Raw genomic sequence first — 19,298 nt, forward strand, 5'->3', positions numbered from 1 at the left:
TTATTGAAATTGTTTATCAATATTTTCCTAGGTATTTAAGGTTATTTTAAGGATTATAGGGATTTTGAACCTTTTATTCATATAAAAAAACCGCCGGCAGCCGGCGGTTTTTCGTATTATGGATAGCGGAGATTTGTATTTTGCGCTCCCGCGTAAGATTGGGCGAAGTTTTTGGCGTCCTGGGCTGAAAGGGTGCCGTAGCTGTAATTTGATCTCGGATTCCAGCCGGTGCGCGGTGATTTCGGGGCCTTGAGCGACGGGAATGAACCGGTGTCGGTGAATTGGGCCGTCCCGTAGTCGTCTATCATTCCGCCTTTTTCATTTCCGTTACCGAAATAGTTGGCTTCTGAGAAGACAGTCGCGTTTGTATGAATGGTGAATCCTAAATTGAAATTGGTCACATAGTTGTTTTTCGCGTGAAAATAGCCGTATCTCATCAGGCCCGGTGAACGCACATAGACGTTATTAAAATAGTTGTTGGTGATCGTCATATGCGGATAGCCGATATAATTGCGTCCTTCGTTATCATCATTCGGATAACCGAGAATCAGCCCGTACAGATGGTCTGTGAATTTAGAGTTAGACAGCGTCACAAAATCCGCTTTGGCGCCGACATACAGAAGCTTTCCCAAATCACTGTGGCTGTTCGGATTGTAGCTGTGTCCTTCAAACCACACGTGGTCAATCCAGTAATTCTGTCCGTTCGCTATGTACATCGGAATGTCGTTGTTGCCCGTAATGGCGGCACTATGGCTGATAATGAGATTTTTGAAAATCACATTGTTTGAGCCGGAGCCGGTGGTCAGATAGATGTTGGTCAGCCTGTGGCTGGTATAAGAGCCGACGATGGTTTTATTGGCGCCGACTGTCACAACGGCTTTACCCGGGGAAGAAATATCACTTGTGATGACGATGGTTTTGCGATCCGTTCCGCCCGCATTGTTTTTCAAATCATTGAGATTGCTGACGTAGACGACGGGGCCGCCCTGGCCTCCCGTTACGGCGGATTTTGCTTTTCCGTTATGATCCTTCGCATTGCCCGCGAATCCGGTAAGTCCCTGCATCACATCCGGATAAGCCGCTGCCGCTTCTGCCTGCTTTGATGCGGAACATACGATGGCCAGACAAAGCGCAAAGCCGAGTGCAGCCAAGAAAGCGAGATGACGCGTCTTCTTTATCATGCCCTTCACTCCTTTAATTTCTTAAATTGTAAACACAAGAAGTATTATACAATTACTATCCTCTTTTTCCATGATCTGTTTGTCTGCTTTTTCGTTATAGCTGAAAAGCCCCAAAACAAAAAAAACAGCCGGTACGGCCGCCTATATACGGGTGCTGTCTGCCTGAGTTTCCGCCGGCACGGCTTTTTGCTTTCGAATCAGGGACAGCGCCATTCCCGCAAAAATCAATACAATCCCCAAAGATTGATAAAGGTCGGGGCGAAATCCCGTAAATACGGTGTCAAGCACAATCGCCACCGCCGGATCAAGAAATACGATGATTGAAATAAACCGGGTGGATAAAAACCGCAAGCTGTCAAAAAAGAGCAAATACACAATTCCCGTATGAATGATACCGGTCGACACAATCATGATCCAGTTCACATGCGACAAATCAGAAAAAGCGCCGAAACGGACGAACGGAAGAAGAATGATAACGCCCAATCCGGTCTGCAAACAGGTGACGGCGTATGGGCTGAGGCTGTTGATGCCTTTCCCGGCCAGTGTCGTAAAAGCATAAAAAAGGGCGGCCAGCACGGCCCAAATAATACCCGATCCCATCAGCTGAGAAAATGATGTACTTCCGTTGATGCCGGAAATCAGGGCGGTGCCCAGAAAACAAATCACGATGGAACTGACGGACACAATATGCAGTTTCTCCCGGTATATAAGGCTCCCTAGAAGAAGGACGAGAACCGGAGCCAAATGATAAACGGAAATCGCTATCGTCACTGATGTCTCCTCAAATGATTTAAATAAAAACACCCAGTTCAGCACGAGAAAAAATCCGCAGGCCAGTGTCTGCAGTACCTCACGCCGGTTCCATTGTTCGGTCCGGTACCGTCCGGAACCAAACCAGCAAACGCCCAGAAACAATGAGGCGCACAGACATCTCACAAAGACCAGTTCAATTGAAGGCACATTCGTATGTTCCGAGAAAAAGCCGATTGATCCGAAAATGACCATGGAAATGACCATTTTGATGACGGCATTTGATGTTTGTTCAGCTTGCATTGTTTTGCTTCCCCCATATCATTGACTGTTTATTCAGACAAATACTAACAGCCATTTTACTTGATTCAGAGGAAGATTTCATCCTATTTTTCGAAAGCCGGCGGTCTCTTCTCATTAAAAAAACCCCGCATCAGCAGGGTCTTCCGTTTAATGAACGATCAGTACAGGACAAGGAGACAATTGTGAGACCTTATGGCTCACGCTTCCGAGCATCATTTCTTTAAATCCGCTGATTCCGCGGCTTCCGACGACAATCAGATTGAAATGCTGTTCTTTCGCTATGTTTAAAATTTGATGCGCAGGTTCGCCTTGGACGTACAGGCTTTCCGCGTTTACTCCGCTTTCTGCCGCTTTCTGCTTGGCATCTTCCAGAATGGCCGCTCCTTTTTGCTCGACTTCATGTTTGATGTCTTCAATGAAGTTTTCCGGAACATAGACAATCCCTGTTAAGGCTGATGTGGAGACAACGGCTTCACGTCCCGCATAGAGAATGGTGAGTTCAGCCTGCTGTTCTTTCGCCAGATGGATCGCTGCGTCCAAAGCTTTGCCGCTCATGTCTGAACCGTCTACTGCTGCAAGAATTTTTTTAAACATATGAATCCCGCCTTTCTGCTTTTATTGTCCTCCTCTCTTTGCTGAATGTCAATTTTGCCGGCTTTCTCCGGAACATTGCGCTTACAGACTTTCTCCGTTTGTGGCGATGACGTCTTTATACCAAACCAAACTTTTCTTCTTCTTTCTTTCAAACGTGCCTTTTCCGTCATTGCCGCGGTCGACATAGATATAGCCGTAGCGTTTTTTCATTCTAAAAGGGTTCGGGTGGCGCTGAGTGAGTCAACTCCTTAATCCTCCCTACGGTCCGGTTACCGTTGACTCACGCCCTATTCGCTTGCTTCCCTAAAATCCTTTAATAACGCAATTCAAAAAAATAATTAACACAACAACAATCGCAGTAACAACCACTGCTTCTACAGTGTAGGTCACTTTTTTCTTTCGCATTTGCTCTTTATATTTTCTTTGGATTTCCCTCTTCTTATCAACATTCATTTTTTCGGCTCCTTCCCAACCCCTCGAAAACTTCACATCCCTTATTTTGAACTACCGGAATAAGACAGCTCTAGCGCTTTTCGTATGTATTCTTCTTCTGTGATTTCTCCATGAAACCGCCTTTCTAAGAGCTTTTCCTCTTCTTCCGTCAGCACTAAGCCCTCAAAGCCAAGGGTTGCTCTTACATATTTCATCCCTGTTTCAAAATCAATCTCTTGCATTACTACCCCCTCCTCTTTATCAAAAGGCCCTGCGGGTCATTTTCGCCAGTACGCCCCAATTTATTTGGTGCGTATAACTGGGCACTCCGTGACCGCTCCTAAATTCCAAAACAAACTCAAACACAAAAGAACCCAGTCAGTCCCCTGTCATAACTGGATTTTTCCTCTCGTTTAGGTATGCAGCGCCTTTTAAAATGCACCCTTTTCAAAACAACTCAAATCATAATAAAGGGTGCAACACTTAAAGGTGTCTGACCTCGCCATAGCGAACCTATTTTACGAGGTGATTCGTGATGGATATGGGAGTCAAATTATCGTCCAAGGACGTCGCAAAACACCTCGGTATAGAGCCGGTGACTGTCCGCAAGTATGCCAGTATGCTTGAAGAACAAGGCTACTCGTTCAATAAAGATTCGAAAGGATGGCGACTCTATACCGAAGATGACGTAAAGACTTTAGAGTATCTATGTACAATGACTAAGATCAATGGACACTCACTCGACGAAACGGTAAAGCATATAGCAAGCCTGTATCGTTCAAAACTGACCATATCGGATACCGCTACATCGCTAAAGGACAATCCTTTGGTGGAATTCATGAAGCGACAGGAAGAATTCAACCAAAGAATGGCGGAACGGATGGAACAATTCGAAAAAAGACAGCATGAAAGACACGAGACACTCACTGCGGCATTACGGAAGTCGCTAGAGACACAAAGAATGATCGCAGCCACTAAACAAAAAAAGTAGTGGCAATTTTGGAAATAGAACACACGGAAAATGGCGCACTTATACACACAACCCTGTGTACATGCTAAATCTCTCGATTTCCGTCAGGCGTGTTACAAAAAAGGAGACTTTCACCGAGTCCACTTTTTTATTTTTTCACTCATGCATAACAATTTTCTCTCTTTTGCACCGCAATAAAAAAACAGGCCTGAAGGCCTGCTTAATCTATTTTAGCTTTTTTCCATGTACTCCTAACAATTCCCATGATCACTATGTATACAATCGCAATACCAACAGTTACACCCTCAATTTTTGTAAAAAAGCTATTCAAAATTATTAATAAAAACGCTAGTACTGACGCAAACCAGTGTATAGATTCATATTTTTTGTCACTCATTGCTGATCCCCTCACTCTTTCTGTTAAACACTTTATATACCTAAATCCATCATGACACAATTTCCGCAATGGAATCAAGCGGTAAAATGGTTTATAATTTACAAGGTATTTTCAAGTAAAAAAGGGGGATAATATGAAATTTGTTCTAAAGTACAGAAGTAAAATTATTTTGGCAGTTGTTTCAGTGTTTTTATTTTCAATCCTTGGAACGACAGCCGCTGAAGCCGCTGAATCACCGAATAATCAATCATTAGTTCGAGACACTAATCTCGAAAAAGAATTTTCAAGTTTGCTTTCTAGTCAAAAAGCATTATACGCAATTGAAAACATACCTGACTCAGTGGTCAACCAAGGTTCTGATGCAATTTTAGATTGGTTCAGAAATAACATCGATGATCAATCGCTAATCAATGATATGAACGCCGCTGCAACTGAGCTTCATCAATCGGACAAACCATTCAAGACTCAAGGTGTCCTAGGTTGTATAAGTGCTGTTGGTACCGCACTTGCCAGCCTAGCTTTCGCTCCTGCAAAATTGTTAAAGATCAAAAAGGCAATAAAAGCCTTGGGTGGAGTAAAGACATTCGTCACTAAAACATATCAGTACTACAATTATTACAAGAAAAAATACCGCAGTAAAAAAACCGCTTGGAACAAAGCAGTCTCCAAAGCAGCTTCAAAAGCCAGCCCTGAAATAAAAGAGGCGATAATGGACTTCTTTGGCATTACGGCCATCGTTTCTGCTTGTATTGAATAACGGTTCCACAAAGTAAGAGAGCAAGCCACATGGCCTGCTCCCTTTCACTTGATTATGTAATTTTTGATGCCGGGATGCCAATAAGCCATGACCTCAAAAGCGCTGTTTGCCACCTCATCGTCTTCCTCATCAATCTTAACCAGATCGCCGTCTTCCGCATCTTCAAGGTTCAGATCTCAGATCTTTATGTATCTCCTATCTCCTTCAAAATGCCGCCGTACCCGATCAGCCTTCGCGCAGAAAGCGCATCATCCAAGTAAAACACAGTATTTAAGTTATCATCCGTCACCTTGCTGCCACGCACCACATCCGTGTCCTTAACAGGATATTTAGAAATTTCGAGAACTGCTTTTTGCTCCATCATGACTTCCCGCACATCGCTCTCAATTTGCTCAGCATCAATTTTAGCTCTTCCCTTGACTCTTCGAATGTCAACAATCGGCGTATAGTCCAGTTTCATCGCCCTTTTCCAAAGACTTGTCCATTCTGCCTGCTTGATATAATTTTTGCCAAAATAACTTCTCTTCACAGGCAATAACACATGAAAAAGCGGATGATATGTATCTTCTTCATGATTTTTAGTAATCTCTAAAGCTCTAAAATAGCCAAGTACCGCTGTATCGACCCTTTTGTATTTCATGAGACGATTAAACCCTTTCATCATGTCAGAAATCTTAGACTTCGGCTCTTCTCCTGCTACATTTCTGACAGTCAGCGTGAGAAAAATCCACCCGCAACTGTACTGCCGGTTAGCTTCTTCTACAATTAATTTATTAAATGGGCTTGATACAGCTTCAGTTTGTCCCCTGCTTTATCATATGGAAATCCATCTTGATCTCCTGTCCCATATCGCACCTCATCTCTTCTCTTTTTGTTTTCGGATCTCATTCTCAATTGATCGTATTCTGTGCTGAAGTGTATGCACGTCACCCTCTAATATAGAAATCTTTTCATTAATGCGTTCAATTATCCCGTTCACCTGGTCCTTTTTGATATCAGCCCAGGCATGTGCCATATCTTCGCGACACTCTTCAAAGGCCTTTGCATGGCTCCCTTTCCACGTATGCAGGGATAAATGAGGCTGACTGATCAAATGGTTGATATCTGCAAATTTGTTATTTCATGTCTGACTTGTTTCAAGGCATGAATGTGCTCTTGTTTTATATCAAAGTCGGCTCTTGCCGAATGTAATGCGTTCATCTCTGCTAGTATAAGTAAACACCTCGCTTGTAAATTTCGGGCATTATAGACTATTTTCATGTTACACTATGGGTTTATTTGGATGAATAAGAAAAAGGAATTATTTATCACCGGAAAAATTTATAATCAGTTATTTACATATTCGTTTTTATAAAAGTTTCTATCTCATCTATTGTTCTTTCAAAATTCTCTTTAAAAGCATGTTCCCAAACCCTTAATATATGCCAGCCATGTTTTATATAGTAGGAAGTAACCTTTTGATCTCTTTCCTTATTCCGCTTCAGTTTTTTCTCCCAATACACTTTGTTGCTTTTTGGCTGATTTCCGTGAGAGCTGCATCCGTGCCAAAAGCAAGAATCAACAAAGATAACAATTTTGTATTTTTTAATAGCTATATCTGGCTTACCAAAAAGAGATGAAACATTTCTTCTGAATCGCAGCCCCCTGTTCCATAAGGCTGCGGATACTTTATCTTCTAATTTTGATTTTGCTTTAATCGCCTGCATATTCTTTCTTCTTTGTTCTTTTGTATGAGTGTCAGCCATACGATTCCCCTCCCGATTTGTAAAAGTTTTCCCTCAATGAAAACATTTAAATCTTCTATTAAAACAAAAGTTTTCTCCTTTTAAATTCGCGAAACAAACGTTCTCTTTTTAGCGTTAAGATGTGTTATAGTTTATAATGTGTATGAGATCAACAAATGGAGGTTTTTATATGATCTTCCGAAAAGGAGAATTGTTCAGCGGACCAGGAGGACTGTCTTTAGGAATTACAAGTGCCCGTGTCGTTGACAGTTCCGGTAATGAATACAGCATAAAACATGAGTGGTCTAATGATTATGACGAATCTGCATGTAAAACATACAGAAAAAATATCTGCAAAAATATTGATGATCCGTCAGTAATTGAGGGTCCTGTACAAGAATTGGATATAGAAAGCCTCCCTCCTATAGATGCATTAGCCTTTGGATTCCCTTGCAATGATTACAGTATAGTTGGAGAACATAAAGGAATGAGCGGCGATTACGGCCCTCTTTACTCATATGGTGTAAAGGTGCTCAATTATCATAACCCGAAATTTTTCATTGCTGAAAATGTGGGCGGTCTGCAAAGTGCAAATGAAGGTAAAGCTTTTATTCAGATATTGAGGGAACTGGGAGAAGCGGGGATGGGTTATACAATCACTCCTCACTTATATAAATTTGAGGAATACGGCGTACCGCAAAAAAGACACCGTATTATTATAGTAGGTATCAGAAAAGACCAGAATTTAGAATTTAAAATTCCTGCTCCTACTACTCCAAATCAGTATGTTACTGCATACGATGCACTCAATAATCCGCCTATTCTTGATTTTACTGAAAATCATGAGCCTACGAAACATAATCAAAAAACTATTGAGATGCTGAACTATATTCCTCCCGGAAAGAACGCCTGGTATGAGGGCATCCCGGAAGAATTACGACTTAAAGTGAAAGGTGCCCGAATGAGTCAGATTTATAAACGTCTTCATCCGGATGAACCATCTTATACGGTGACTGGAAGTGGCGGCGGCGGCACTCACGTGTACCATTGGGAAGAGCCCCGCGCCTTAACAAATAGAGAACGGGCACGCTTGCAAACCTTTCCTGATCATTTTGTATTTGAAGGAAAGAAAGAAAAGGTAAGACAGCAAATCGGTATGGCTGTCCCTCCAAAAGCTGCTCAAATTATTGCAGAAGCGATACTAAAAACGTTTGCTGGAATTGAATATGACTCCATTGAGCCAAAATGGACTTTTAAAGAGTTAGTTAAAGAGGAAAAAGTTCCATTTCTCATCTAAAATACAATCGTTACTTGCAAATGACAACATTTGCAAGTTTTTCATTTGTTTAAAAATAAAAAAATGGGACTGACCCCCTTTTTTAATCAATGTTCGATCGTTAAGATCAGTCCCGTCCTTTTATAGCATTTTTAATCGTTCGGTATGTCATTAGTTGAAAACATAAAATAGGTATTTCCATCTGGGAACCTTAAATTAGGCACCCATAAAGGTTTGTCATCAGACCACCCTTTATTCGCAGATCCAGTGTACTTATACATAATTAAAGTCGGACCATGCGGATTGAATAATAAATTATCATCAGATGACAGCATTGTTCTGGCATTCTTTTTTATGTCTCTGTTTCTGCGTACGGCAATATAGCCACGGTTATTATACATCTCTTTCATATTTTTCAAACAAGCTAAAATTGCTTCATCATCCCAGCTGCCGCCCTCAATATTCTTAGACTTAGTTAGATTGACGATTTCTATCAATCTTTGAATCGTTATCATTTCCAGCCCTTGCTCATCTTTATAATCTTCTAATAACTGATCTAGCAAACCCACATTACTTACCAATGGATTTCTAGGAAAATAGCGTTTTCCTGACATATAAAATAATACAGAATCCAGATAGATAACATTTGATCTTGTCGGCCTGAGCAAAGAGTGTTTTGTCCTTGATAGAACTAATGCTTGAAGGTCACTAGAATCAGCCTTATTAATTACTGTTCTTAATCTTTTTTCAGAAAGATAGGCTTCTGTAAAAATCTCAGCTATTGAGTACGATGTGAAAAATCTTAGCACACCTAAATCTCGTTCTCTATAACCATACATTCTGGCATGTTGAAGAATTGTATCAACTTTTGGCGCTTGACTGGAACGTCCATAATAAGTAACTAATAGCCTTTTAACTGTTACTCCCCTGCCTAATTTATTTCCTCCTATTAGAATATTAAATGGGGAACTGTATCTGGGTTTTTTAAAATGACTCCCCGAAATAATTAATTGTGACTGCGTGCTGGTTATATTATCAGCTAGCTCCGCTATAACTAATTCAAATGAAGGCGTCCTGCTGTTAGTTTGCACCAAATCTTGATAAGCTTCATTTAAATAAGTATATACAATATTTTTTTCTGTTTCATGGTTCTCTTCGTGCAAAGCCTTAGATAGACTTGTAATAAAACCATTAACCATCGTCTCTAACCTTCGATGGTCGTCCTGTTTATGACTGACGTGACAAAGAAATGTATAATTTGCCCCTTCTCCATTGCAAATTTTAATTGAAGCTCCAATAAAAAAAGTGCATAGAGCTTGTCTTAAACCGGTAGGGATAGCAAGCCCCTTTGTATGGGGAGCAATATCTGATTCTTCGTTCATTATGTCATCAATCTCTGAGTCTGCAAATGTCTTGAGAGCACCAGCACCTTCTTCAAAGAACGCTTCTCCCCCTATATAACCTGCGCCGGGACTGAATTTCACAATAAAATCCGGTCGGAATTCTTTGTTTGCGCCTTGTAATAACAGTGCTTGAGGCGTAGCGGTTACTTGAACATAGACATGATTGTTAAAAAAATCTCTAAGGTTAACAATAGCAGCACTTACTTCACTTAATTTATCCTGCACTTCAGTATTGGCAAACGTATTTAAGCTCGCTTGATCTGCTTCATCATCAAATATAACTGATCTTGTATTCGGGGGTATGTGCTCTTTAATAAACTCCTGCATTTTAGGTAATATTTTTTTATTCTTAGTGGTAACTAAAACAACTCCTCCGTTATGGTTTAACGCTGTTTGAATTCTAGAGGTCATTGATTCAATTCCCCATGAATCCTTTCCAAGAGTAAGTAACCCGGGGAGCGCTTCTTGAACACGCTCTAAGGTCTGGTCATACAACCACAGGTTGTCAGATGTCAGTATGATAAATAAACGATGGCCATTATCCGAGGCTTGAGCAATTGTCATCAACATATTATTTGTTTTACCGCTTTGTACTTGTCCAAACAGTAAACCTTGACGGGTTTCATTATTAGGAAACCCTATCTTTTCATTCATATCTTCAGCTGTTTTTTTTATCTTATTGATTTCCTCTTCTGCTAATTCTCTCTTTAGGACTCTGCTGAACTTCTCAACCTTACTTATTCCAGATCGAATCATTATATTTCTCCCTTAGCTAAAATCCATAAAATAAGTTTCATTATTTATTTTATATATGGTGACATGATGTCTCCCATACCTATCTAAATCTTCAACCCTAACAAAACTGCCTAATGGTACGTTGAGTCTTTTTCTGAAGTATTTTCCCAGTATGCTATTATCCTCTGGTGTCTCAAGAGCTTTATTGTTTTCTTGCGCTACTACACATGTAAAACTCTCTCCATCATCTGTTATCAAATTGAATTGCATTTTCTTATCTGGAAAAAAGTCAGTTGTATAAACTTCTTTAGGAATAGGGATATAGGCTTGGTTCGACTCTCTATCCGGACGCTGTCCCCAATTCAACCCTGATTTTTGATGAATCTTCCTTCTATCACTTTTAATAGTTAACGGAAAATCAAAATGTTTATATTCTTTTTCTTTTACTATTTTCCCTAACCCAGACCCTTCTTTTTCTGAGCTTTTTAAATCAGACTGATATGTAAATGTAATATACTCTTCAATATTAGGATGCTTAAAATCTATATACTCTCCAATATCTTCAAAAATATTGCCTATTTCTATGGGATCAGCCTCTGTCATTATTTCGCTATAATTAACATAGCCATTTCTAGTAAAGTTTGCAGATCCAACAAAAGCTAGTTCTGATGCAAATAATCCCTCCTGCTCCCAATAAATAATTTTAGAGTGGACAGGTCTCTCTCCATAAAAATAATTTACACTTAATCTATTAGTTTCACTCGCCATTTTTAAGTATTCTTTGTGATCCCATACTGTTATTGGCTGATATTTAGTCATACCGATGTACATTTCAATTTCAATTTCATTAAGTGCATATAGTACATGATGTAAAAAAGCAGGGGAAGCATAAGCAGTAATCACTTTTAGCTTTCTTCTTCCTTTGTTATATGGATTTAGTATAATATTATTAAACAAACGATCTTTGTATACAAGAATAGAACTTCCCTCCTATTTTAAAAACATTATTCAAGGACTAAAGTTTAAGAATTAGATTTGCGTTAATTGCATATACATACTTATTATATCTCTTTTGGATAAAACTAGTCTAGTACTTACAAATGCATTGCAAAGTCACTTCACTCCCCAAACAGCCTCCCCATCACCGCTCAGCACACTAAACGTCACAACTTCCTTCTCTCTCGCTGAGTCCCATTCTTTCAGGAAGACGCCGTCATAATTTGTGCCGTTCAGGTTGATTCGGGCTTTGCTGCTGTCCGTTATTGTCCAGGTTCCGGTCATTTCCCCGGAAATGGTGCCGTCGTTGTTAAGCCGGATGTTTTTTGGGGTTTTGATCGTAGCTGTGATGTCTTTTCCGTGCTGGATGAGTTTGTAGATTCCGGATGCAGCGGCCGCCGATATGTGTGAATCCGGTTCTCCCGCATAGCGGTATGGCGCTGCAACGGGCCATCCGTCTTTGTTCATGTACAGCCGATGCACTCTGACTTCATGCTCTTCTCCTCTGTTCGGGAAACGGGTGTGGAAAATGAGGTATGATCGTTTCGTTTTCCCGTCGTAAAACACGGAGTTGTGTCCCGGCGATACGTAGCCCGTGCCTTTTTCAGATTGTGAGGCGAAGCTATAGCCGCCCATGAGTTTAACCCCGTACGGTTCAATTGCTTTGTCGTCGAAGAAACTGCCGTCTTTTCCTTTAGCATCAAGCATGTTATGACCTGCGGCGTCATAGTACGGACCGTCCGGATTTTTAGAGCGCGCCACACGCATATTGTAACCGCCGGCTGTGTCAAGTCCGCCGAATGACAGATACAGATAGTAATATTTCGTTTCCGGATTGTAGCTGATGTACGGGCCTTCGATTCTGCTGTGATTTCCGCCGAGCAGTTTTTTTCCGTAGCCTTGGTTAGGGAGCGGGAAACCGGTTTTCGGATTCATTTCCAGTATGAAAATTCCGCCGGAGTAAGAGCCGTACACCATCCAGAGCTTGCCTTTATGGTCAAAAAACGTTTGCGGATCTACGACGTTCGGGTGAACGTTTGCATGATACGTCGTGCCGTCTTCGCTTTTTCCTTCCATGCCTGATTTCAAAAAGATGCCTTTGTTTTTGTAGGGTCCTTCGATTTTGTCACTCACGGCGACACCGAGAGCGGATCGCGGCGAGTCTCCTTTACAGGCGTTATAGTACATGTAATATTTCCCGTCAGCCAGCTGGGCGACGTCCGGCGCCCACAGCGTATCAGACTGGGCCCAGTCGAATGTCTCTTTTAATTCGGTGTAGACGTTCGGGATCAGGGGATTATTGGGATTGACGCTTGAAGATATCTGCTGCCACTGCATCAGGTTTTTCGACTTGGCGGAAGCCAAATGCGAGCCGAATACATAATATGTATCGCCTGTTTTGATGACGGACGGATCATGCACGCTGACCTCTGAAAAAACCGGATGCTGGGCTTTTGCCTGCGGCAGAGTGAACCCGATGACCGCTGCCGAGACCAGGCACACACGAAAGAAACTGGTTTTCATTTTCTGAAATCTCCTCGCTCTCTTCTTTTCTTAAAACGCTTTCAAGACAACGCTCCATTTTATGACGCGGATGGCGGAAATATGTGATCAACAGCGCCGGCTTCACGATGTACCGCTTTACTTCGATAGCAATCTGATTTGTGAAAGACTGGAAAAAAAGTTTTGACTTCTGATTCGCAAACACTTAATATAAAAAACAGTTACTAGTTATCAGAATATTTAAGAATTGAGTGAAGCATATATGACCTTACACAAAGACCGCCGCATCGGGCGACTGTCCGTCCTTCTTCTGCTTCATGAGACTGAAGAAAACCAGCAGATCAGCCGGCTGGAACGGGACGGCTGGAAAGTCTGTCTCGGCAGGGTGGGTTCAATGGATGCGCATAAGGTGGTAGCTGCAATTGAAACCGCTTCCAAAAAGAGCGGCGTCATTCAATCTGAGGGTTATCGCGAATCACATGCGCTGTATCATGCCACAATGGAAGCTTTGCACGGAGTGACGCGGGGCGAAATGCTGCTTGGCTCGCTGCTTCGTACTGTGGGCCTGAAGTTTGCCGTCTTGCGGGGAAATCCGTATGAAAGCGAGGCGGAAGGCGATTGGATCGCCGTTTCACTTTACGGCACGATCGGAGCTCCGATTAAGGGGCTAGAGCACGAAACATTCGGAGTCGGAATTAATCACATATGAATCAGCCCATAGATTCAGATGATAGGGGGCTATGCGTGAAACATCATTTTCATGGCATAGCTCCTTTTTGTATGGGCGCTTTACCAAAGTAAAGGAAAAGGGGTTGAAATGATGGTGACGTTAGACGGTTCCTCACTGACAACCGCAGATGCCCAGCGTGTGCTGTTTGATTTTGAGAAGGTTCAAGCATCTGCCGAAAGCATGGAACGTGTGAAAAAAAGCAGGGCGGCGGTTGAACGGATCGTTCAAGAAGAGAAGACCATTTACGGGATTACGACGGGATTCGGCAAGTTCAGCGATGTGCTGATTCAAAAAGAAGACGCTGCGGATCTGCAGCTGAATCTGATTCTTTCTCACGCGTGCGGCGTCGGTGATCCATTTCCGGAATCTGTATCGCGGGCCATGCTGCTTTTGCGAGCCAATGCCTTGCTGAAAGGCTTTTCCGGCGTGCGGACTGAGCTGATTGATCAACTGCTCGCGTATCTCAATCAACGCATTCACCCGGTCATCCCGCAGCAAGGGTCACTGGGGGCGAGCGGGGATTTGGCGCCGCTTTCTCATCTCGCACTGGCGCTTATCGGTCAAGGCGAAGTCTTTTACGAAGGGGCCCGGATGCCGACAGCTCATGCTTTAGAACAGACAAACCTTCAGCCGGCCGTCCTGACCTCTAAGGAAGGACTCGCGCTGATCAACGGAACGCAGGCCATGACCGCGATGGGGCTGATCGCTTACCTCGAGGCCGAAAAGCTGGCCTATCAGTCGGAACGGATCGCGAGCTTAACGATCGAAGGCCTTCAGGGCATTATCGATGCGTTCGACGAGGACATTCATGCCGCCCGCGGATATCAGGAACAGATGGATGTCGCAGAGCGAATCCGCTATTACTTGTCAGACAGCAGACTGACGACCGTCCAAGGGGAGCTGCGTGTCCAGGACGCCTATTCGATCCGCTGTATTCCTCAGGTCCACGGCGCATCATGGCAGACATTAGCGTATGTAAAAGAAAAATTAGAAATTGAGATGAATGCCGCGACAGATAACCCGCTCATTTTCGAAGACGGCGCCAAAATCATCTCAGGCGGAAACTTTCACGGACAGCCGATCGCCTTTGCCATGGATTTTCTCAAAGTAGCGGCGGCCGAGCTTGCGAATATTTCTGAACGCCGTATTGAACGGCTTGTGAATCCGCAGCTGAATGACCTGCCGCCCTTTCTGAGCCCTCAGCCCGGCTTACAATCCGGAGCGATGATCATGCAATATGCGGCGGCCTCCCTCGTGTCAGAAAATAAAACCCTGGCCCATCCCGCCAGTGTCGATTCCATTCCTTCATCGGCAAACCAGGAGGATCACGTCAGCATGGGAACCATCGCCTCAAGGCACGCCTACCAGATCATCGCGAATACGAGACGGGTGCTTGCCGTTGAAGCCATTTGCGCGCTGCAGGCCGTGGAATACCGGGGTGCGGAATATTGCGCCTCGTACACAAAACAGCTCTATCTCGAAATGAGAAACATCGTGCCGTCCATACAAGAAGACCGCGTGTTTTCTTATGACATCGAACATCTGAGTGACTGGCTGAAAAAGGAGTCTTTTCTGCCGAATGAGCATCACCAAAAACTGATGACCAATGAAGGGGGACTTACAAGATGACTGATGTAAAGAAATCAATCCGCGCCGGCCGCGGCACCGAACTTGAATGCTTAGGATGGGAGCAGGAAGCCGTGCTTCGCATGCTCCGAAACAACCTTGACCCGGAGGTTGCCGAAAAGCCGGAGGATCTGATCGTATACGGCGGCATAGGCAAGGCCGCGCGAAACTGGGAAGCTTTTCACACAATTGAGCGCTCCCTCAAAACGTTAAAAGATGATGAAACACTGCTGATCCAATCCGGAAAACCGGTCGGACTGTTCCGCACGCACAGCCGCGCGCCCCGCGTCCTGCTGGCTAATTCGGTCCTCGTGCCGAAATGGGCGGATTGGGAGCATTTCCATGACCTTGAGAAAAAAGGACTGATGATGTACGGGCAAATGACGGCCGGCAGCTGGATTTATATCGGTTCACAAGGTATTTTGCAAGGCACCTATGAAACCTTTGCGGAGCTTGCGAGACAGCATTTCGGCGGCAGTCTGAAAGGAACCCTTACGCTGACGGCCGGACTTGGCGGAATGGGAGGCGCCCAGCCGCTGTCCGTCACGATGAATGATGGCGTCGTCATCGCCGTTGAAGCGGATGAAACACGGATTGATAAACGGATAGAAACAAACTATTGCGACCGGAAAACCGCATCAATTGACGAAGCGCTGCGCTGGGCCGAAGCTGCCAGAGAAGCCGGAGAGCCTTTATCGATCGGCCTTCTCGGCAATGCGGCAGAGGTGCATCATGAGCTTTTGAACCGCGGCGTCCATATTGACATCGTGACCGATCAGACTTCCGCTCACGACCCGCTGATCGGCTATATTCCGGCAGGATACTCACTTGAAGAGGCCGACCGCCTGCGCCGGGATCAGCCTGAATTATACGTAATGCTTTCCAGGCAGAGTATGAAAAAGCATGTGGAAGCCATGCTCGCCTTCAAGAAAAAAGGGGCTATCGTCTTTGATTACGGCAACAATATCCGCCAGGCTGCCAAAGATGAGGGGCTCGCCGATGCTTTTGATTTTCCGGGATTCGTTCCCGCCTACATCCGGCCTTTATTTTGTGAAGGAAAAGGGCCGTTCCGCTGGGCTGCGCTGTCCGGCGACCCTGAAGATATCTACCGCACGGACGCTTTATTAAAAGAGCTGTTTCCAGAAAATCAAGCCCTTCACCGCTGGATTGACATGGCGCAGAAAAAAGTCACGTTCCAAGGCCTGCCGTCCCGTATTTGCTGGCTCGGCTACGGTGAACGGGAAAAGATGGGGCTCGCCATCAATGAATTGGTCAGAAACGGCGAGCTGAAAGCCCCGATTGTCATCGGAAGAGACCATTTAGACTGCGGATCTGTCGCCTCTCCGAATCGGGAAACAGAAGCGATGAAAGACGGAAGCGACGCGGTCGGCGATTGGGCGGTGCTGAACGCGCTGATCAACACGGCATCAGGCGCAAGCTGGGTTTCTTTTCACCACGGCGGGGGCGTCGGCATGGGGTATTCCCTTCACGCGGGAATGGTCGCGGTCGCTGACGGCAGCATCCTTGCGGAACAACGGCTTTCCCGCGTTCTGACAAGCGATCCGGGTATGGGCATCATCCGCCATGCGGACGCAGGTTATGAAAAAGCGGTTCAAGTCGCCGAGGAACAAGACATTATGATACCGATGAAAAAGGAGCGGTAACATGCCGAAACAAATAGATACCATACTCACCAACATCGGCCAGCTGCTGACGATGGAATCCGGCGGCCCCCGATCCGGCGGGAGCATGCAGGATCTTCATGTCACGGAAGATGCCGTCATCGGCGTTCACGACGAGCGCATTGTTTTTGCCGGACATCAAGGAGCGGAGAAAGGATACGAGGCAAGAGACATTATCGACTGCGGGGGACGGCTCGTCACCCCCGGCCTCGTCGATCCCCATACCCATCTTGTATTCGGAGGGTCCCGCGAAAAAGAACTGAATTTAAAAATTCAGGGCATGTCTTATTTGGATATTCTGGCGCAAGGCGGCGGTATTTTGTCAACGGTCAAAGACACGAAAGCCGCCTCCGAAGAAGAACTGATTGAAAAAGGGCTTTTTCACCTCGGACGCATGCTGTCATACGGCATCACAACCGCGGAAGTAAAAAGCGGGTACGGACTCGACAAAGACACGGAGCTGAAACAGCTGACCGCGGCGAAAAAACTGGGTGAGCGCCAGCCGGTCGACCTCGTCACGACCTTTATGGGAGCACACGCCATTCCGCCTGAGTACCGGAACAGCCCTGACGAATTTCTGAATCGCATGCTGCAGCTTTTGCCTGACATAAAAGAAAAAGGCCTCGCGCAATTTGCCGATATTTTCACAGAAACAGGCGTCTTTACCGTCAGCCAGTCGCGGAACTACCTGAAAAAGGCGTCTGAAGCTGGTTTCGGCCTGAAAATCCATGCTGATGAGATTGACCCGCTCGGCGGCGCGGAATTGGCGGCAGAACTGCATGCTGTTTCTGCCGATCATTTGGTGGGGGCGTCTGACGAAGGCATCGAAAAGCTAGCGGAGTCCGGAACGATCGCCGTCCTGCTGCCGGGCACGACTTTCTATCTCGGCAAACACACTTATGCGAGAGCCCGGAAGATGATTGATGCGGGCGTACGGGTCAGTTTGGCGACTGACTTCAACCCGGGCAGCTCACCGACGGAAAATCTCCAGCTCATTATGTCGATTGCCGCGCTTCATTTAAAAATGACCGCAGAAGAAATCTGGCACGCTGTCACCGTTAATGCCGCGTATGCGATCGGAAAAGGCGAAGAGGCCGGACAAATTAAAGCCGGACGGGCGGCTGACATTGTCATTTGGGAAGCGCCGAATTACATGTATATCCCGTATCATTACGGCGTCAATCATGTCCGCCGTGTCATCAAGAACGGAAAGACGGTCGTTTCAAGGGAGGGAGCCGCTCTTGGATAAGTATCCGTTTCTGCAAAAAGCCGGCTCCCTCTTCAACGACCGCCATGTGACAAGGATCGGCGATGTGACGGAAGCGTGGGCGGGACAAACGATCAAAGGGCCGGCTTTGATCGGCGTTCCGCTTTCTAAGTCGTCAATCAGCCATTCCGGCGCCTGCTTTGCACCCGGTGCGATCCGCCGGGCGCTCGGCGGCATTTCCGCATATTCCGCGGAGCTGCGGGAGCATGTCATTGACCATCTGTACGATATCGGCGATATTCAGATTCACGTCACGGATGTCGTCACATCTCACGAACACATTTATCGGACCATTTATGATATTCTGACGGATCAGCCTGACTGGGTGCCCTTCATTCTCGGCGGCGACAACTCCATCAGTTATTCCACCATTAAAGCCATTGCGGAAACGAAAGGAACAACGGCCGTCTTTCAATTCGACGCCCACCACGACGTCCGCAACACAGAAGACGGAGGGCCGACAAACGGCACGCCATTCCGCCGGCTGTTAGATGAAAATATCATAAGCGGACAAAACCTGATTCAGCTTGGAATCAGGGAGTTCAGCAACAGCTTGGCATATGAACAATATGTAAAAGAGCGGCAGGCAGACGTGCATACAATGGAGATGATCCGGGAGAAAGGGCTCCTCCGAACGATACAAGAGGTCTTGCCGGCCGTTCAAAAAAGAGCCGACGCCATTTTTATTTCGGTTGATATGGATGTGCTGGATCAAGCTCATGCGCCCGGCTGTCCTGCGATCGGCCCCGGAGGTCTGTATACCGAAGAACTGCTTCAGGCGGTCAGGTTTTTAGCCCAGGAGGCTGACATCTCAGGTATTGAGATCGTTGAGGTTGATCCGACACTTGATTTTCGCGATATGACAAGCCGGGCAGCCGCACACGTCATTTTACATGCATTAAAGGGATTTAAATTGTCACGTTAAAGTCAAATCCGGCACGCGTGCTCTCGGCTGCCGGAAGATTCTCACGC

General features: G+C 45.1%; 18 protein-coding genes and 2 pseudogenes. 8 read left to right on the plus strand and 12 right to left on the minus strand.

All coding sequences use genetic code 11. The features are described from left to right. Positions 1-116: 116 nt before the first annotated feature. From GNE05_RS19960 to GNE05_RS19980, 6 genes and pseudogenes are all read right to left on the minus strand, one after another. Positions 117-1,181, minus strand: coding sequence for a polysaccharide lyase family 1 protein (locus GNE05_RS19960; protein ID WP_061046551.1), 1,065 nt, complete (start codon positions 1,179-1,181; stop codon positions 117-119). A gap of 141 nt (positions 1,182-1,322) precedes the next feature. Continuing rightward, entirely contained in the window at positions 1,323-2,234 is a 912-nt protein-coding gene (locus GNE05_RS19965) for a DMT family transporter (RefSeq protein WP_032867892.1), read from the minus strand. Positions 2,235-2,381: 147 nt separating this feature from the next. Beyond that, on the minus strand, positions 2,382-2,828 hold the full coding sequence (locus GNE05_RS19970) for a universal stress protein (RefSeq protein WP_021494690.1): 447 nt from the start codon (positions 2,826-2,828) through the stop codon (positions 2,382-2,384). Positions 2,829-2,909: 81 nt separating this feature from the next. Beyond that, a pseudogene (locus GNE05_RS19975) lies at positions 2,910-3,038 on the minus strand (family 1 glycosylhydrolase); the annotation flags it as partial. Positions 3,039-3,131: 93 nt separating this feature from the next. Beyond that, complete coding sequence (locus GNE05_RS21090) at positions 3,132-3,281, minus strand: hypothetical protein (RefSeq protein WP_201741790.1); 150 nt, start codon at positions 3,279-3,281, stop codon at positions 3,132-3,134. 41 nt (positions 3,282-3,322) lie between these two features. Continuing rightward, complete coding sequence (locus GNE05_RS19980; protein ID WP_042635622.1) at positions 3,323-3,502, minus strand: hypothetical protein; 180 nt, start codon at positions 3,500-3,502, stop codon at positions 3,323-3,325. 293 nt (positions 3,503-3,795) lie between these two features. Between GNE05_RS19980 and GNE05_RS19985 the strand changes: the two genes are divergently transcribed. Continuing rightward, positions 3,796-4,251 carry a MerR family transcriptional regulator gene (locus GNE05_RS19985; RefSeq protein WP_053285306.1) on the plus strand — a complete coding sequence of 152 codons (456 nt, stop codon included), beginning with the start codon at positions 3,796-3,798 and terminating at the stop codon, positions 4,249-4,251. A 199-nt stretch (positions 4,252-4,450) separates the two neighbouring features. Here GNE05_RS19985 and GNE05_RS19990 read toward each other — a convergent pair whose 3' ends face one another. Next, positions 4,451-4,627: a hypothetical protein gene (locus GNE05_RS19990; protein WP_024085988.1), complete on the minus strand. Its 177-nt coding sequence runs from the start codon at positions 4,625-4,627 to the stop codon at positions 4,451-4,453. Positions 4,628-4,760: 133 nt separating this feature from the next. Between GNE05_RS19990 and GNE05_RS19995 the strand changes: the two genes are divergently transcribed. Next, positions 4,761-5,384 carry a hypothetical protein gene (locus GNE05_RS19995; RefSeq protein ID WP_032875613.1) on the plus strand — a complete coding sequence of 208 codons (624 nt, stop codon included), beginning with the start codon at positions 4,761-4,763 and terminating at the stop codon, positions 5,382-5,384. Positions 5,385-5,428: 44 nt separating this feature from the next. Here GNE05_RS19995 and GNE05_RS20000 read toward each other — a convergent pair. Further along, positions 5,429-6,159 (minus strand): annotated as a pseudogene (locus GNE05_RS20000) (protein rep); the annotation flags it as partial. A gap of 559 nt (positions 6,160-6,718) precedes the next feature. Beyond that, complete coding sequence (locus GNE05_RS20010; protein WP_032875610.1) at positions 6,719-7,129, minus strand: very short patch repair endonuclease; 411 nt, start codon at positions 7,127-7,129, stop codon at positions 6,719-6,721. Positions 7,130-7,298: 169 nt separating this feature from the next. Here GNE05_RS20010 and GNE05_RS20015 point away from each other — a divergent pair, with 169 nt between their 5' ends. Next, positions 7,299-8,405 carry a DNA cytosine methyltransferase gene (locus GNE05_RS20015; RefSeq protein ID WP_053285305.1) on the plus strand — a complete coding sequence of 369 codons (1,107 nt, stop codon included), beginning with the start codon at positions 7,299-7,301 and terminating at the stop codon, positions 8,403-8,405. 131 nt (positions 8,406-8,536) lie between these two features. Here the strand turns inward: GNE05_RS20015 and GNE05_RS20020 are convergent, their stop codons facing one another. From GNE05_RS20020 to GNE05_RS20030, 3 genes are all read right to left on the minus strand, one after another. Next, positions 8,537-10,543: a Z1 domain-containing protein gene (locus GNE05_RS20020; protein WP_053285304.1), complete on the minus strand. Its 2,007-nt coding sequence runs from the start codon at positions 10,541-10,543 to the stop codon at positions 8,537-8,539. A 12-nt stretch (positions 10,544-10,555) separates the two neighbouring features. Further along, on the minus strand, positions 10,556-11,479 hold the full coding sequence (locus GNE05_RS20025) for a restriction endonuclease PLD domain-containing protein (RefSeq protein WP_053285303.1): 924 nt from the start codon (positions 11,477-11,479) through the stop codon (positions 10,556-10,558). 156 nt (positions 11,480-11,635) lie between these two features. Further along, the gene (locus GNE05_RS20030; RefSeq protein ID WP_160183140.1) at positions 11,636-13,042 is read right to left on the minus strand and encodes an arabinan endo-1,5-alpha-L-arabinosidase AbnB; all 1,407 of its coding nucleotides are present in this window, start codon (positions 13,040-13,042) and stop codon (positions 11,636-11,638) included. Between the two features lie 241 nt (positions 13,043-13,283). Between GNE05_RS20030 and hutP the strand changes: the two genes are divergently transcribed. From hutP to hutG, 5 genes are all read left to right on the plus strand, one after another. After that, a complete protein-coding gene (hutP, locus tag GNE05_RS20035) occupies positions 13,284-13,730 on the plus strand; it encodes a histidine utilization transcription antiterminator HutP (RefSeq protein WP_004393292.1) in 447 nt (148 codons plus the stop codon). A gap of 111 nt (positions 13,731-13,841) precedes the next feature. Beyond that, positions 13,842-15,380: a histidine ammonia-lyase gene (gene hutH / locus GNE05_RS20040; RefSeq protein ID WP_160183222.1), complete on the plus strand. Its 1,539-nt coding sequence runs from the start codon at positions 13,842-13,844 to the stop codon at positions 15,378-15,380. Next, positions 15,377-17,041, plus strand: coding sequence for a urocanate hydratase (gene hutU, locus GNE05_RS20045; RefSeq protein ID WP_156735370.1), 1,665 nt, complete (start codon positions 15,377-15,379; stop codon positions 17,039-17,041). The genes hutH and hutU overlap by 4 nt, the downstream gene beginning before the upstream one ends. 1 nt (position 17,042) lies before the next feature. Beyond that, positions 17,043-18,308, plus strand: coding sequence for an imidazolonepropionase (gene hutI / locus GNE05_RS20050; RefSeq protein ID WP_160183141.1), 1,266 nt, complete (start codon positions 17,043-17,045; stop codon positions 18,306-18,308). Continuing rightward, positions 18,301-19,251, plus strand: a complete 951-nt coding sequence (hutG, locus tag GNE05_RS20055; RefSeq protein ID WP_072176812.1) for a formimidoylglutamase — start codon at positions 18,301-18,303, stop codon at positions 19,249-19,251. Before hutI ends, hutG begins: the two co-directional genes overlap by 8 nt. Positions 19,252-19,298 lie beyond the last annotated feature (47 nt).

The organism is Bacillus sp. AM1(2019), from assembly GCF_009906915.1.
Lineage (GTDB): Bacteria > Bacillota > Bacilli > Bacillales > Bacillaceae > Bacillus > Bacillus velezensis.